This window comes from Plantactinospora sp. BB1, assembly GCF_003030385.1.
Lineage (GTDB): Bacteria > Actinomycetota > Actinomycetes > Mycobacteriales > Micromonosporaceae > Plantactinospora.
In genome coordinates, this window is sequence record NZ_CP028159.1 from 6,439,181 (window position 1) to 6,454,251 (window position 15,071).

A 15,071-nucleotide genomic window follows, 5' to 3' on the forward strand; every position below is an offset into this window, starting at 1 on the left:
CCACTGTGGAAAGGCCGACCAGTCCGGCGTTGACCAGCATCTTCCTTTGATCGCACCCGGTCGTGGAGCCGGGGCTGCCGCAGCCGGTCGGTCACGTCTCTATCATCGAGGCGCGTGCGGGAGCCATCCTGGACTTCCCGACGCACAACATGAGTGCCGCTCGACCTAGCCGGTGTTTTTCGCGGATGGTGGTGCACGATAGATGAGGATCCAGCCCCGTCAGGAGCTCCTGGAGATCTGGGCGGCCACCGTCCGGACGAGCTGGCAGGACGGAAAGTGGCAGTGGGGCGGGCGGGACGGGCCCAATTCGATCAGTGACGCCGAGCAGTTGCTCTGCATCCTGCTGCCGGCGACCCAGGCGGACTTCGGACTGGACCGTCCGGACGAGACCGCCGAGGAAATGATCAGGGCGCTGCGCCCGCTCGGTACCGCCACCCAGATTCCCCGGATCCTGATCCAGGTGTTGACGGAGTATTACCAGCGTTACACCGACAAATCCGGGACGCCGGTCTTCTCCGGCCGGACATATTTCCAGACCGACGGTGGCGAGCCCTCCGAACAGCAACTCGATCTCGACATCGTCGACTCGTTCGCCATGTCGATCACACTCTCCCTGGCCGCCATCGGTTTCGCCCGGGTCTTCCGCACGGCGGTACGCCGGGAGGAGATCCTCCGGGAGATCGACGAACTGGAGAGCATGGCGAGCGCGCGGCTGACCGCCGCCATGGTGGGTCTGCTGCGCAGCTTCGCGGTGAACGTCTTCGACGTCGACTCCGACGAGGGCCAGGCGCTGGTCCGTACCCTCAACCAGAGCAACCTGCCGCAGCGGCAGATCGTCGCGCAGTTGCGCCGCCGGCTGCGGCAGACCATCGCCAGCTTCCGCGAGGTCATGATCGGTTCCGGCCAGGTGGCCGACCTGGACAGTCCGAACCGGCTCTTCGAGTGCGGCTGGTCCTGGGGCATCGTCCGGGACGCCCCGGACGTCGAGACGACCGAGCCGGTCGGCCAGCAGCCGGTCGGCGTGGCGCCGGAGGAGCCCTACCTCTACTTCACCGTCATCGCGATCGACGCGATCGAGGAGCTCTTCACCGAGCGGACCCGGATCCTCGGTCTGCTCAACGAGGAGCAGCAGCGGCTCTCCCGGGCGCTGCAACTGCGCTGGGACCTGACCCGGGGCTACTGGGCCACCGTCGCCACCTTCGGCGACGGGCACCGCTGGCCGCTGGAGGACATCCCCTGGCGGACCACCGACCGGGACGCGACCGACTACTACACCCTGCTGGTGACCTCGCTGGCGGTCAAGGGTCTGGTGGTCGAGCGCGGCGCCGACGCCGAGCTGGGCCGGGTCGGTGCGGTGTTGGAGGAGCTGGCCAACCGGGCGCGGATCACCCGCCGGCCCTTCGACCAGGATCCGGCGCTCGCGCTGCACTCCCCGGGCGTACGGATGACCTTGCAGAACAGCGAGAAGCTGGGCGGCCCGACGCTGCGCTGGACGGTGACCGAGTTCTCCGCCCTGCTGTTGCAGCGCACCGTCTACATCGCCGGCCTGCTCAGCGACGCCGAGCAGCGGGCCAGGATGTTGGACCTGGCCGACCTGGTCTGGGACCATCTGGTGCTCCGCCGCCTCGAACGCGGCAGCGGCCGGAGCCTCTGGGACCAGCCGGCCCGGGTGTTCCGGCAGTTCGACGAGTTCCACGATTCCCCGTCGTGGTATTACACCGAGCGGGTGGTGCAGGGGCTGGTCACCACCGTCCGGGTGCTGCGCCGGCCACCGCTGCGCAGTGAGCGGCTCACCATGCACGCGCTGGACCTGCTCAACGAGGCCGAGCACCTCTACGACATGGAGCTGCTGGCCGGTGCGGCGGAGGCGGGTCCGAAGATGCAGCAGACGCTCCAGGTGGTCCGGGTGAACCTGCGGCGGGCCAGGGAGATCGTGCACGAGCGGCCCGGTACGGCGGCGGCGCTGACCAGTTCGGTGTTGCGCTGGCTGGACGAGTTGAACGCGGCCCGCCGCGACGTCGCGGAGGCTGGCTGAAATGTTGATCTTCGCAGCCTCCGACAAGGGCGGCACCGGGCGCTCGGTCACCAGCAGCAACATGCTCTACCGGAGCGCGTTGCAGGGCAGCGACGTCTGCTATCTCGACTTCGACTTCGGGTCGCCGACGGCCGGCGCGATCTTCAACATCGACTCCGCCGTGCACGGCACCACCCGGGGCGGGCTGCACGACTATCTCGACGGCGCCCTGGCCGAGCCGCAGCGGATCGAGGTCTGGACCGAGTCCGACCGGCCCAGCCTGCGCAACCGGCCGCCCGGCGCCGGCCGGCTGGTGCTGCTGCCCGGCGACAGCGGCGGCGGGGAGTTCCCGGCCACCCGGGAGCGGATCGAACGCTGCGCCCGGCTCTTCCTGCGGCTGGAGGAGGAGTTCGACCTCAGCCTCGTCGACCTCAGCGCCGGCCGGTCGTACGCCACCCAGATGGTGCTGGCGGCCACCGCCATGCCGGAGCTGAAGTCGGTACGGTCGCGCTGGCTGGTCTTCCACCGCTGGACCCGGCAACACGTCCTCGCCGCCTCCGGCCTGGTCTACGGCACCCGCGGCATCCTGGACGCCGGCACCCTGGTCGGGCACGACCACGACGAACTGGTGAACCGGCTCCGGTTCGTGCGTACCGCCGTGGTCGACCCGGACTCGCCGGAGTTGGAGGGGCTGCGGCCGGCGCAGGTCGCCTGGCTGCGGGAGTGCAACCAGGACCTGCTGGAGCTGGCCAGCAACAACCGGGTGGGCCGGACGATGCTGATCGGCTCCGTACCGCTCGACCCGGTGCTGCAATGGCGTGAGCAGCTCATCTCCGACAACGACGTGTACGCGCGCAAGATCGCAAACCTGGAGACCGTGGAGGCCTTCTCGGCACTGGCAAAGCTCATCGTGGACGACGCGGCCTGGGAGATGCTGTGATGAGACCGGATGTGACCTTCGAGGAGACGGCGGCCAGACGCAGTGTCGAGTCCGTACCGCTCTCGCACCTCTCCGTCGAGCTGGGGCACCTCTACATCGAGGAGTTCGCCGGCGGCATCGACCAGCTCCGCCGGCACTTCGCCCGGGTCGCGCCCTGGGCGGCGGCGGCCCGGCAGGCCTGCGCCGACCGGCTGCCGGGTGGCCGGCCCCGGATCAGCACCTGCTTCCTGATCGACGACTACTTCACCCGGTTCAGCACGCCCCGGGTGGTGATGGAACAGGTCCGCGAGGCCGCGCAGGACACCGGTCTGGTGATCGACTACTTCGCCCGGGAGGCCGGCTGCGCCCAGGCCGACGACATCCCGCTCGCCGAGCTGGTGCTCACCCAGCTCGTCTCCGATCCGGTCCCGGAGACCACCGGTGACCGCCCGCCGACCACGGAGACCGGCTGGCTCTGCAACGGCAGGCGGTCGCCGACCTCCGGCCCGGGGCAGGCGATGAGCGCCGGCCGGACCTGGCAGCCGCCGGTGCAGAACGCGGCGAACCGGCACTCCATCTTCATGGACGTCGAGCTGTGGGACTACGAGGAGGACGGCCAGCGGCGCTGGTCCTGCCCCTTCCTGGCAGCCGTCTGGCAGCTCATGCGGCTGGGTCTGCTCCGGCACGAGGGCGAGGGCGTCACCAACCCCTACCAGCTCGACGACTGGCCGGACGACTGGGACGAGATGCCGGCGGTGGTGAAGCTCAACCCGCACGCCGCGCCGTTCAGCGCGTACCGGACCTTCTCGGTGCTCGGCTCGCGCTTCCTCCCCATCGAGCACGCCGTCCGGACGATCCTGAGCCAGGTCTCGATCAGCCCGGCGGTGCTGGACCAGATCCAGACCCGCAGCCGCAACGAGCACATCGACCTGCCCAAGGACCTGGTCGAGCGGGCGGACTACGTCTTCGTCGGCGACTGACCGCACGCCGCTCACCGCCGTACGTCCGGCAGGTGGTCGGGGTCCGCGTCGGGTAGCCAGGTGAGCACCTGACCGGCCCGGCGCCGGAAATCGGGGTCCGGGTCGTCCCGGGCGAGTTCGGTGAGGAGTTCCCGGGTCTGGCGGTCGTCGCCGAAGTGGGTGCCGAGGGCCTGCACCGTGGCGGCCCGCACCGACCAGTCCTGGTCGCGCAGCCGCTCCACGAAGAGGGTACGCACCTCCGGATGCTCGGCGAGGCGTTCACCGAGCACTCGCAGCACCTCCCGGCGCACCTGCACGTCCCTGTCGTCGCCGGCCCGTTCGATCAGCAGCTCGCGTACCGCCCGGTCGGCGCCGTAGTACTCGCCGAGAATGCGTACCGCCACGGTGCGGATCTGCGGGTCCTCGCCGGTGGCCCGGGTCATCAGCACCTCGCACTGCTCCACGTCGGTGCCGAGCCGGGTGGCGAGTTCCACGGCGGCCTCGTGCACGAGTTCGGCGTCCGGGTCGTGCCGGATCCGTTCCAGCAGCGCCTCCCGGACGTCGGCGTCGACACCGACCCGCTGCACCAGCAGGCGTACGGCGGCGAGCCGGACCCGGGCGTTGCTGTCCCCGTGCACCCGACCGGCGAGCAGGTCGTGCACGTCGTCGCGGGAACCGCCCCGTTCCATCACCGCGGTGGCGGCGAGCGCGAAGACGGCGGCGTCCGGGTCGTGGTGCGCCCGGTCGACCAGCACCTGGTGGACCTGGTCGGTGAGCTGCGGCTCCCGGGTCAGCGCCCGGAGCGCGGCGAGCCGCACCTCCGCGTCGGAGTCGGTACGGGCCCGGTCGAGCAGCACCTCCCGGGTGGCCGGATCCCGGCGTACGGTGTCGGCGAGGGCGTTGACGGCGGCGAGGCGTACGGCCGCGTCGGAGTCGTCCCGGGCGAGCCCGGCGAGCACCTCGGAGACGGCGGAGTCCATCCCGACCCGCTCGATCAGGGCCCGGGCGGCGACCAGCCGGATCCGGGCGTCCCGGTCCCGCAACGCCAGCTCGCCGAGCGCGGCCCCGACCGACGCCTCGGCGCCGATCTCGTCGGTCAGCGCCCGGGCGGCGAGCAGCCGTACGTCGGCGTCCCGGTCGTGGCGGGCGGTGGTGACCATCAGGTCGATCAGTGCGGTGTCCCGGTCGAAGTGCTCGACCAGCATCCGGAGCGCGACCAGCCGGACGGCCTCGTCGATGTCCCCGCCGGTGCGGCTGACCAGCAGGTCCCGGGTGGCGGTGTCCGGGCCCTGCTGGTCGATCAGGGCGCGGGCGGCGGCCCGGAGCACGCCCGGGTCACGGTCGACCCGGACCCGCTCGACGAGCACCGATCGGACCTTGGCGTCGCCGGCCAGCCGCTCGCCGAGCACCCGCACGCTGGTCCGCCGGGTCACCGGGTCGGTGTCGTCGCGGGCGCGCTCGATCAGCAGGTCCCGGACGTGCCGGGTGGCGGCGAACCGCTCGACCAGGACGTGCGCGGCGGTCCTGGTCACCTCGGCGTCGGTGTCGGTGCGCAGGCACTCCACGAGTACGTCCCGGAGTTCGTCGTCGCCGCCGTACCGGTCACCCAGGGTCTGGATCGCGGTACGCCGTACGCTGGCGTGCTCGTCGGCGTGCGCGCGTTCCCGGAGCAGGTCGCGGACGTTCGGCTCGTCCCGGAAGCGTTCCCCGAGCGACTGCACGGCGGCGAGCCGCACCCCGGCGTACCCGTCGGCGCGGACCCGCTCGATGAGCAGGTCGCGGGCCTCCGGATCGGTGCCGAACCGCTCCCCGAGGGCCTGTACGGCGGCGAGCCGCACCCCGGCGTGGTTGTCGGCCCGGGCGCGCTTGATCAGCCGGGTCCGGGCCCGGGCGGCGGCGGCCTGGTGCGCGGGGCTGTCCACGGCGTTGGTGGCGAGCTGGGCCAGCTCGGCCAGGCCGGCGACCGAGGCGTAGGAAGCCGGGCTGTCGTCCATGCTGGCGAGCACGTCGTCGAAGAGGTCGTCGATCCGCTCGGCCGGGGTGGAGAGCATCGCGGCCAGCCGGGCGGCGTGGGTGGAGACCGGGTTCCAGACGACCCGGACGCCCCGGCGCCGGTACCAGGAGAGGTAGATCTTGCGGCCGGGCCAGTTCGGGCCGATCGCCTTGGCGGCCGGCAGGATCTCCTCGTCGATCAGCCGGGCGGTCTCCCGGTCGTCGATCGAGACGCAGTGCTCCAGCAGCAGGATGAGCTGCCGCAGCAGCGTCTCCGCCGGCTTGGCGGCGGCGCTGTGCAGGTTGCGGACCTCGGCCAGGCACTGCACGGCCAGCGCCAGGTTCCACGGCGGCGGGGCGAAGTCGGCCGGCGGCCACGGCTGGTTGACCTCGGTGGTGAGCAGCTGGATGAGCTGCGCGGTGTGGTTCTGGTGCAGCGCGCCGGCGAGCAGCCGGAGCACCTCCCGCCAGGACAGGTCGGCCCAGTGCTGCCGGAAGAGGTCCTTGAGCTGCTCGAAGGAGAGCACCTGGTCGTGCTGGAACTTCGCCAGGATGGCGTCGGCGCAGAAGAACTCCAGAAAGGTGCGGTGCACGAAGCCGTAGACCTGCGGGCCGTACCGGCTGAGGATGAAGTTCCGCTCCCGGAACTGGTCGATCATCGCCAGCGCGATGCTCCGGGCGGTGGCGGCGTCCCGCCGGTAGCGCTCGACGAGATATTGCTCGAAGACGTCGCTGAGTTCCGTCCGGTCGATGTAGTTCACCGTCAGGCCACGGTCGGCCGACTGCATCCGGTACGCCAGCCGGCGCAGCAGCTCCTTCTTGTCCTCCGGGTCCAGGAAGCCGGCGACCGAGGACTGCTCCCGCAGGTGCCGGTCGGTGTCCCACTGCGCCACCAGCACGGTCGCGGCGTGGTCGTAGAGCTTCCAGCGTTCCCGGGGGAGTGGCTGGTGCTTGCCGATGATCGCCAGGATGGTCAGCAGCAGCGGGTTGCCGGCGAGTTCCCGGATCGCGTGCGAGTGCCGCATCGCGTCCAGCAGCCGGGCCCGCTGGGCGCGGGCGTCCTCCGGCCGGTCCCGGATCGCCAGCCGGTACCAGCTCGACAGGAAGTCGCCGGTCTGCTCCTCGTCCAGGTCCTGCAAGGTGTAGTGCACGAAGCCGACGCTGGTCAGGATGCGCCGCGAATAGCCGATGATCCGGGACGTGACGATCATGCGTACCTGCGGGTGGTTGGCGGCGAAGCCGGCGATCTGCCGGGCCACCTCCTCCCGGCGGTGCCGGTCGAAGACCTCGTCCAGACCGTCCAGGATCATCACCGCCCGGCCGCCGACACCGAGGTGCCGCAGCAGCGCGGCCCGCTCGATGCCGAGCCCGTCGGTGCCGGCCCGGTGGTCGAGATAGTCGACGAAGTTGTCGCACTTCCCCTCGGCGACCAGGGTGATGAAGGAACGCAGCTCGATCAGCAGCGGCAGGTGGTCGGCGAGCGCGGTCAGCCGGTCGTCGACCGGACCACCGGTGAGGCTGAGCGTGACGTACCGGGCGGCGGTCGACTTGCCGGAGCCGGGATCGCCGAGCAACACGATCGCCCGCTGGTCCGGCGCGCCGAGCACGTCGAAGAGCCGCTGCAACGGCTTCGCCCGGTACGACTCGTGCAACTGCACCAACTCCCGGGGATCGACCTCCTCCGGTACGTCCTCGGTGCCGATCCGCCCCTCGGACTGCATCCGGCGCAGCCACTCCCGGGGCAGCTCGGCCGGGGGCGGATCCTCGCGTACCCACTGCTCGACGAAGACCGACATCAACTGGATCCGCAGGTAGTCCTCGGTCTGCTCCGGGGTCAGCGCGTCCAGGTCCAGCACCCCGTAGTGCTGCCGCAGCCGGAGCAGATACTGCTTCAGGGTTTCCCGGCTCAGCGCGTGCATGCCGTCGCCGATCGGCACCCCGGCGTCGGTGAGACAGTTCGCCACCGCCGCCGTCACCATCGCGGCCAGGTCGGCCGGGTCCCGGAAGGTGCTGCACATGTGCCGGTCGGCCAGCTCCGCCCGGAGCGCCTCGATCTTCTCCGCGTCCCGTCCCCGGTCCACGAAGCTGCGCGGCCAGGGCGCCTCCTCGTCCAACAGGAAGATCAGGCACGGCTTGCCGCCGGTGAGCGCCTCCCGATATTCGAGTTCGGTGATCGAGCGGTCGTAGCCGGCCGGGATGAAGCCGTACCGCCAGGCGAAGATGCCGACGTAGACGTCACATTCGGCGACGTCGGCGAGGCAGCGTTCGAGGGGACGCCGATCCTCGGCCACGTACGACTCCATGGCCATGTCCTCGACCCGCAGCCGGCGCAACGCCAGTTGTACGGCGGCCCGGCAGTCCTGCAGATCCCGGAAAGTGGCCGAGACGTAGACCTTGGTCACGGCGGCTCCTAGGGGGCGGCGTGAGCGGCGCGTAACGCAACCGTATCAATAGGACGCAACAGCCTGATTTGCGCTGGTGGGAGGCGGTGGGCACCGGGTACCGGACGTTCGCCGACAGACCCTGCCGAATTGCTGCCGGCCGATCACCGTCCCCGGCGCGAACATCGGTTACCGTGACGCTGTCACGGCGACCCGGCCCGGTGATGCGGTCACGGTGCCCACGAGGTTGCGGAGGAGCACATGCTCACCCTGGGCGAGGTCCACACCGGACTTCTACAGAACTCCAGCTCGCTTTCGCTGGAGAACACCGCCCAACTCCTCGACCTCCTGGTCGGCCAGCGGGTCCGCCGCTCCGAGCGCCCGATCGCGTACGCGGTCTCGCCGGACCAGCTCACCGGGGTCGACTGCCGGCTGCCGACCCGGACCGGCAGCCGTACCCGGGGCGTGGGGACGGTGGTCTCGCACGCGGCGGTGACCGGCGGGCACGTCCTACAGGGCTCCACCTACACCCGGCTGGACCGGGCGGCCAGCAACCGCCGGCTGATCTGGTCGCACTACCTGTCCCGACCCGGTTGGGTGGAGACGATCGGCAAGGTCGACATCCGGGACGTGGCGCAGGGCTTCCTCGGCCCCACCTACCAGCCGCAGACGCTCAACCTCGGTGCGATCAGCGCCCGGCTGATCGACGGGGTGCAGAGCTCCTCCCGGCTGGACCGGCGGCCGCCGTTCCGGACCAAGCGCACCCGGCTGCGCTGGGCGGTGCTGCCGGCCGCCGAGCCGGGGACCGAGGCGCACGGCAAGTTCCGGATCGAGTCCGACACGCTGCGTACCCTGGAGTTGACCGCGCCGCAGGAGGCGGTGCCGGCGCTGGTGGAGTTCTGCGAGGACCTCGCCCTGCACGACTGGCTGCTCACCACGCTGCTGTCGCTGATCGAGTTCAGCCTCACCGGGCCGGGCACCCGGACGCAGAAGATCGACCGGCTGCGACCGGCGATCGACTGCCTGCTGCACCTCTGGATGCCGGCCGCCCGGCTCGACGAGTCGGTGCTGCCGGTGTGGCGGGACCTCGAACACCGGCCCGGGTTCACCCGGCAGTGGCAGACCTCGGTGACCCGGATCCGCGACCAGGTGACGCTGAGCACCATCGCCCTGCTGGAAGCGCCGTCCCGCTGACCACGGGCGCCGTCCCCGCCGACCGTCGGCGCCGCGGCGTCGAGCCGGGCGGTCGGTCATCGGGTGCCGGGCGGCCGGGCGGAGAGTTCCCGCCAGGTGTCGGGCCCGGTCAGCAGGGTCCGGACCACGTCGTACGCCGCCTCCTCGCTGTCGAACTCGTAGAACCGGGAGATCCCCTCGGCGCCGCCCGCGCGCTGCTCCACGTGCCACTGGTCGGCATCCGCCCGGAGGTAGACGTCGCGCCGGGCCAGGCGCCCCCACTTGCCGTTCCACCAGTGCTTTCGTTGCTCCATGCGGGGACCTTATCGAACGTACGTTCGAGAAGATCACCGGGTGCCGGACCGTCACCCTGGCAGGTGACGGTCCGGGGGCTCAGGGGCGGCGCGGAGCCGGCGGGTACTGCTGGCCGAACCGCTCGTCCGGGCCCTCCGGGTGCCGGTTCGGCGCCCGGCCGGCGGCGACCAGCGCGTCACGGATCTCGGTGAGCAGCTTGATCTCCTCGCTCGGCGCGGCCGGCTCCGGCTCCTCACCCCGGCGGCGCCGCTCGGCGAGCCTGTTCAGCGGAAGGACCACCAGGAAGTAGAGCACGGCGGCGGTCATCAGGAAGGTGATGGTGGCGTTGAGAAAGGCTGCCCAGTCGACCTTGGCGTCGTTGGGCAGCGTCCAGGTGCCGGCCTTGATGCCCTCCTCGCCGCCGAACATGGTGATCAGCGGCTTCAGGAACGAGTTGGTGAACTGGGTGACCAGGCCGGTGAAGGCCGCGCCGATCACCACGCCGACGGCGAGGTCGACGACGTTCCCCCGCATGATGAAGTCTTTGAAGCCCTTGAGCATTGGCGTCTCCAGGTTGCCGGATTCGTGTCGGTCGACAACCTAGTGCCCAGTGCGGGGCGGACGAAAAGCGGCGGGCGACCGGCGCGGGACCGACGGGTGACGCCGTCAGTCGGTGGCGACGGGGCCGCCGGCCACCGCCTCGTCCACCGTGGCGTGCGTCTGGAGCACCTCCACCAGGCCGCTCACCTCAAGAATGCGCAACACCCCCCGGCGCGGCGCCGCCAGCCGGACCATCCCGCCGGCCTCGTCGGCGCTGTTCCGGGCGCGGACGAAGACGGAGAGTCCGGTGGAGTCGCAGAACGTCAGCTCGGCCAGGTCGAAGACCAGCCGGGCGTGCCCCTTCTCCAGCAGGTCCGTGATCTGGTCCTGCAGTTGCGGCGCGGTGGCCATGTCGAGTTCGCCCGCGACCGACACGACGACGACGTCGGCCCGCTCCTCGGTGTGCACCGTCAGGGACATTCGCGACCTCCTGGGATATCGGTCGAACCGTACTCCACAACCGGCCCGGTATGCATGACGGGCGGCGGAAGTCGACCGTCGGACCGCCGTACCGGTGTCGGCGACCGTACTCCGCTCTGCGCGAACAGGGGTTACCGGCGACCGGCCGCGCCGGGCACCATCGCCGGATGCGAATCCTCGTCCTCGGCGGCACCGTCTTCCTCGGCCGGGCCGTCGCCCGGCACGCCCTCGCCGCCGGCCACGACGTCACCTGCGCCGCCCGGGGCTCCTCCGGGGACCCGGTGGACGGCGTCCGCTTCGTCCGGGTGGACCGCGCCGACCCGGCCGGCCTGGCCGCGCTCACCGGCGACTTCGACGCGGTCGTCGACGTAGCCCGGCACCCCGGGCACGTCCGGCACGCGGTCGCCGCGCTCGCCGGCCGAGTGGGGCATTTCACGTTCGTCTCGACCGGCTCGGTGTACGCGGACACCGCCACCGTCGGCCAGCGGGTCGACACCGCCCCGCTCCTGGCACCGGCGCCCCCGGACGCGGAGGACCCGGAACTCTCCGCCGAGTCGTACGGCGCCTGCAAGGTGACCTGCGAGCAGCTCGTGACGGAGGCGTTCGGTGCCGACCGGGTCTTCGTCTGCCGGGCCGGGCTGATCGTCGGGCCGGAGGATCCGAGCGGGCGCTTCGAATACTGGGTCCGGCGGGCGGCCCGGGGTGGCGAGGTCCTCGCACCCGGCTCGCCCGACGACGCGGTGCAGTTGGTGGACGTACGCGACCTGGCGGCCTGGATCGTCGCGGCCGCCGAACGCGGGCTCACCGGCACGTACGACGGCACCGGCGCGCCGACGACCAGGGCGGCGCTGCTGGCCGACGTACTCCCCGACGGTGCCGAGCTGAGCTGGGTGCCCCAGGAGTTCCTGGCGGAGCAGGGGGTGCAGCCCTGGTCCGGCCCACGCTCGCTGCCGCTGTGGCTGCCTCTGCCCGAGTACGCCGGTTTCCTCACCCGGGACGTCTCCCCGAGCCTGGCGGCCGGGCTGCGGACCCGGCCACTGGCCGAGACCGTCCGGGACACCAGCGCCTGGCTGGCCACCGCCGGCCCGGAGGCGGGCCGGCGGATCGGTCTCACCGAGGCGGAGGAGGCCGAGGTCCTCGCCGCCTGGCGGGCCCGCTGACCCGGCCGTACCCGCCGGGCGGCTATCCGGTGCGGACCTGGATCCCGGGCGAGGTGGCGGCGGTACGCAGCCGGAGCCGGACGATCCGGGCGTCCGGTGGGATGTCGTAGACCACCGCCCCGGTGACCCGGTTGCCGGGGTTGATCTCGCTGAGAAAGCTGACCTGGTCGGCGTTGGCGAGCAGTCCGGCCGAAGTGTCGACCCCGAACCGCTGCCCCGCCGGCCCGTACGCGATCTGAAGGCTGTCCTGGAAGGTCACCGGTCGGGCGCCCAGGTTGCGTACCGCGAGGTCGACCAGGCAGAACTGCCCGACCGCGAGCTGGCTGACCAGCGGGTCGCCGACCTCGGTGAAGCCGCAGCGCACGGAGTGCACCTGGAATTCGAGGTCGCCGTCCCGGGCCGGCTGGTTGAGGCCGACGATCCGGGGGGCCGGGTCGCGCAGCCCGGTGTAGAAGTCCGGCCCCCAGGCGAGCGCGATCACCGCGGCGGCCACGCAACAGCAGGAGAGCACCGCGGCGACGAGGCCGAGTACGAACCACCATCGCCGGTCGGTCTGGCGTACGAACTCGGGAGTCCGGGCGGGGCCGCCGGGCGGTGGTCGGCCCGCCTCCGGCCCGGTTCCCGCCTCCGGTGCGGCCGGTTGGGGTGCCCAGATCGGCGGCTGCGGTGACTGCGGCGGGGAGTAACCGCTCAGTGGCGGAGTGCTGACCCGGGTCTCCGGCGTGGACCAGTCCGGCGGTGGCGGCCCCTCGGGGCGGGGTGGGGAGGGCGGGCCCGCGCCGGGGGCGACCGTGTCGGGGAAGCGGCCGGTCAGCGGTATCGGATCCGGGACCTCGTCGACCGAGGACCCGGCCGCCGGATCCGGGGTCGGCTCCCGGGTCGGCCCCTCCGGCGGCGGAGGGTCGATCGCCCAGTCCCACGACCGGGGGACCGGTTCGGCCGGGCGGTCCCCGGCCGGCGGTGGCTCGCCGGAACCGCCGCCGGGCCGGTACGGCTGCTCGCCGGGCTGGTCGGGGCTGGTCATCGCGATCCTCGTATCCTCCGGGGCCTCTGAGGAATAGTAGGCTTTAGCCGTATTCATCCCGGTAGGGATCGTCATTCTGATACCCGCGGAGGCGGGACGGGGCCGGCCGAGCCGCCGCTCCGGGCCACCGTCCGAGCCGCGGTGGCAGGATGATCGGGTGGTTGATCTCGTTACCGTCGACGACGTACGGGCCGCAGCGGAGGACCTGACCGGTGTGGTGCTGCGTACGCCGTTGCTGCCCTGCCGCTGGGACGACCGGCTCTGGCTGAAGCCGGAGAGCCTGCAACCGGTCGGCTCGTTCAAGCTGCGCGGCGCGACGCACGCGGTGGCCCGGCTCGACGCCGAACGGCGGGCCCGGGGCGTGGTCACGCACTCCTCCGGCAACCACGGGCAGGCGCTCGCCTACGCCGCCCGGGCCCGGGGCGTGCCGTGCACGGTCGTGATCCCCGAGGGTGCCACGGCGGCAAAGGTCGACCAGGTACGCGCCCTCGGTGCCGAGGTGCGCATGGTCGCCCCGGCCGACCGGCTGTCGGTCGCCGAGGCGATCGCCGCCGAGCAGGGACGGACCCTGATCCCGCCCTTCGACAACCGGCGGATCATCGCCGGTCAGGGCACCATCGGGCTGGAGGTGCTGGCGGACCTGCCGGAGCTGGACGTGTTGCTGGTGCCGGTCGGCGGGGGCGGGCTCTCCTCCGGGGTCGCGACCGCGGTCAAGGCGCTGCGCCCGGCAGCCCGGGTGATCGGGGTCGAGCCGGCGCTCGCCGCCGACGCCGCCGAGTCGCTGCGCAGCGGCGAACTGCGGCAGTGGGAACCGGCCCGTACCTATCGGACCAGCGCGGACGGCCTGCGAACGAACCTTTCGGCGCTGACCTTCGCCCACCTCCGCGCCCGGCTGGACGGCATCGTGACGGTCAGCGAGGAGGAGATCGCCGCCGCGACGACCCGGCTGGTCCGGGACGCCCGGCTGGTGGTGGAGCCGAGCGGCGCGGTGGCCACCGCCGCCCGGATGTTCCACGCCGCCGAGCTGCCCGCCGGGCGTACGGTGGCGGTGGTGAGCGGCGGCAACGTCGACCCGGCGGTACTGGCGGCCGCCGCCGGCCGCCCCGACCCGGGCTGACGGGGTGACGATCCGAGCTGGCGGCGTGACGAGGCGGCGCCACCGAGCCGGTCGGCGGTGTTCCCTACATTGGAACCATGGCTGACCGGACCGGTGCGAGCGCCTCGGACAAGACGTTCGCGGTGTTGGAGGCACTGGTCGAGCACAGCCGGCTGACCGACATCGCGGCGGCGACGAACCTGCCGAAGGCAACCGTGCACCGGATTCTCCAGGTGATGGTCGAACGCGGGCTGGCCCGGCCCGCCGGCAACGGGGACTATTTCACCGGCCCCCGGATGCTGGCGCTGGCCGGCCGGGTGATGCACCGGCTGGACCTGCCCGCCCGGGTACGCCCGGAGCTGGAGGAGCTGCAACGGCGCACCGGCCGTACCGTGCACCTGGCGCTGCTGCACGGTGACGAGGCGGTCTACGTGGCCAAGGTGGAGGCGGGCAAGCCGTACCAGCTCGCCTCCCGGGTCGGGATGAGCCTCGACCTGCACAGTACGTCGATCGGCAAGGCCGTCCTGGCGACCCTGGACGACGACCGGGTGGTGGCGCTCGCCGAGCGGACCGGGCTGCGCCGGCACACCCCGGGGACGATCGTCGAGGTCGGGAAGCTGCTCGCCGAACTCGCCACGGTCCGGTCCAGGGGCTGGGCCGAGGACCACGAGGAGAACGAGCCCGGGGTCTCCGCGACCGGCGCGGCGGTGTACGACCACGCCGGGCACGTGATCGGTGGGGTGAGCGCGGCGACGCTGAGCTACGAGGCGGCCGACCAGCCGGCGGACGAGGTGGGCCGGCAGGTGGTCGAGGCCGCCGGCCAGGTCTCCCGGGCCCTCGGCGCCCGCACCGTCCCGGGCTGACCGGGCGGCCTGACCACCGGTGCTGCTGCCGGTGGTGTCGGTCGTGTCGGTCGCACCGGTTGGCTGGGGTCTGGTCGGCCCGAGAGGAGTGCCTGTCGGGCGCCCTTTAGAGCTGGGTGCACAGCCGGGGCGGGTGGCCGGCTCGTGGTCGAGTCCGGTCGGGCCCGGGCGCACAG

Annotated in this window: 12 protein-coding genes; 7 read left to right on the forward strand and 5 right to left on the reverse strand. The window is 72.2% G+C overall.

The genetic code is table 11. The features are described from left to right. The first annotated feature begins 202 nt into the window (after positions 1-202). The 3 genes from C6W10_RS28075 to C6W10_RS28085 are packed head-to-tail and all read left to right on the forward strand — an operon-like array spanning position 203 to position 3,913. Entirely contained in the window at positions 203-2,035 is a 1,833-nt protein-coding gene (locus tag C6W10_RS28075) for an SCO2524 family protein (RefSeq protein WP_107261961.1), read from the forward strand. 1 nt (position 2,036) lies between these two features. Next, on the forward strand, positions 2,037-2,954 hold the full coding sequence (locus C6W10_RS28080) for an SCO2523 family variant P-loop protein (protein WP_107261963.1): 918 nt from the start codon (positions 2,037-2,039) through the stop codon (positions 2,952-2,954). Then, a complete protein-coding gene (locus C6W10_RS28085) occupies positions 2,954-3,913 on the forward strand; it encodes an SCO2522 family protein (RefSeq protein WP_107261965.1) in 960 nt (319 codons plus the stop codon). The genes C6W10_RS28080 and C6W10_RS28085 overlap by 1 nt, the downstream gene beginning before the upstream one ends. A gap of 11 nt (positions 3,914-3,924) precedes the next feature. On the opposite strand, the gene C6W10_RS39530 is transcribed toward C6W10_RS28085, so the two are convergent. After that, positions 3,925-8,286 (reverse strand): HEAT repeat domain-containing protein, encoded by a 4,362-nt coding sequence (locus C6W10_RS39530; protein ID WP_107261967.1) that lies wholly within the window; start codon positions 8,284-8,286, stop codon positions 3,925-3,927. A 240-nt stretch (positions 8,287-8,526) separates the two neighbouring features. Here C6W10_RS39530 and C6W10_RS28095 point away from each other — a divergent pair, with 240 nt between their 5' ends. Next, positions 8,527-9,459: an SCO2521 family protein gene (locus C6W10_RS28095; protein WP_107261968.1), complete on the forward strand. Its 933-nt coding sequence runs from the start codon at positions 8,527-8,529 to the stop codon at positions 9,457-9,459. Positions 9,460-9,515: 56 nt separating this feature from the next. Here the strand turns inward: C6W10_RS28095 and C6W10_RS28100 are convergent, their stop codons facing one another. The 3 genes from C6W10_RS28100 to C6W10_RS28110 form a co-directional block, all read right to left on the reverse strand. Further along, complete coding sequence (locus C6W10_RS28100) at positions 9,516-9,752, reverse strand: hypothetical protein (RefSeq protein WP_107261970.1); 237 nt, start codon at positions 9,750-9,752, stop codon at positions 9,516-9,518. A 79-nt stretch (positions 9,753-9,831) separates the two neighbouring features. Continuing rightward, positions 9,832-10,293 carry a large conductance mechanosensitive channel protein MscL gene (mscL, locus tag C6W10_RS28105; RefSeq protein ID WP_107261972.1) on the reverse strand — a complete coding sequence of 154 codons (462 nt, stop codon included), beginning with the start codon at positions 10,291-10,293 and terminating at the stop codon, positions 9,832-9,834. A 105-nt stretch (positions 10,294-10,398) separates the two neighbouring features. Further along, on the reverse strand, positions 10,399-10,752 hold the full coding sequence (locus C6W10_RS28110; protein WP_107261974.1) for an STAS domain-containing protein: 354 nt from the start codon (positions 10,750-10,752) through the stop codon (positions 10,399-10,401). 167 nt (positions 10,753-10,919) lie between these two features. Between C6W10_RS28110 and C6W10_RS28115 the strand changes: the two genes are divergently transcribed. Continuing rightward, positions 10,920-11,912: an NAD-dependent epimerase/dehydratase family protein gene (locus C6W10_RS28115; RefSeq protein WP_107261976.1), complete on the forward strand. Its 993-nt coding sequence runs from the start codon at positions 10,920-10,922 to the stop codon at positions 11,910-11,912. A 22-nt stretch (positions 11,913-11,934) separates the two neighbouring features. Here the strand turns inward: C6W10_RS28115 and C6W10_RS28120 are convergent, their stop codons facing one another. Then, entirely contained in the window at positions 11,935-12,936 is a 1,002-nt protein-coding gene (locus C6W10_RS28120; RefSeq protein WP_107261977.1) for a DUF4352 domain-containing protein, read from the reverse strand. A gap of 157 nt (positions 12,937-13,093) precedes the next feature. Here C6W10_RS28120 and C6W10_RS28125 point away from each other — a divergent pair, with 157 nt between their 5' ends. Together C6W10_RS28125 and C6W10_RS28130 are read left to right on the forward strand one after the other, a co-directional pair. Then, positions 13,094-14,053, forward strand: a complete 960-nt coding sequence (locus C6W10_RS28125; protein ID WP_107261979.1) for a threonine/serine dehydratase — start codon at positions 13,094-13,096, stop codon at positions 14,051-14,053. Between the two features lie 77 nt (positions 14,054-14,130). After that, complete coding sequence (locus C6W10_RS28130) at positions 14,131-14,895, forward strand: IclR family transcriptional regulator (protein WP_107261981.1); 765 nt, start codon at positions 14,131-14,133, stop codon at positions 14,893-14,895. Positions 14,896-15,071: the final 176 nt, after the last annotated feature.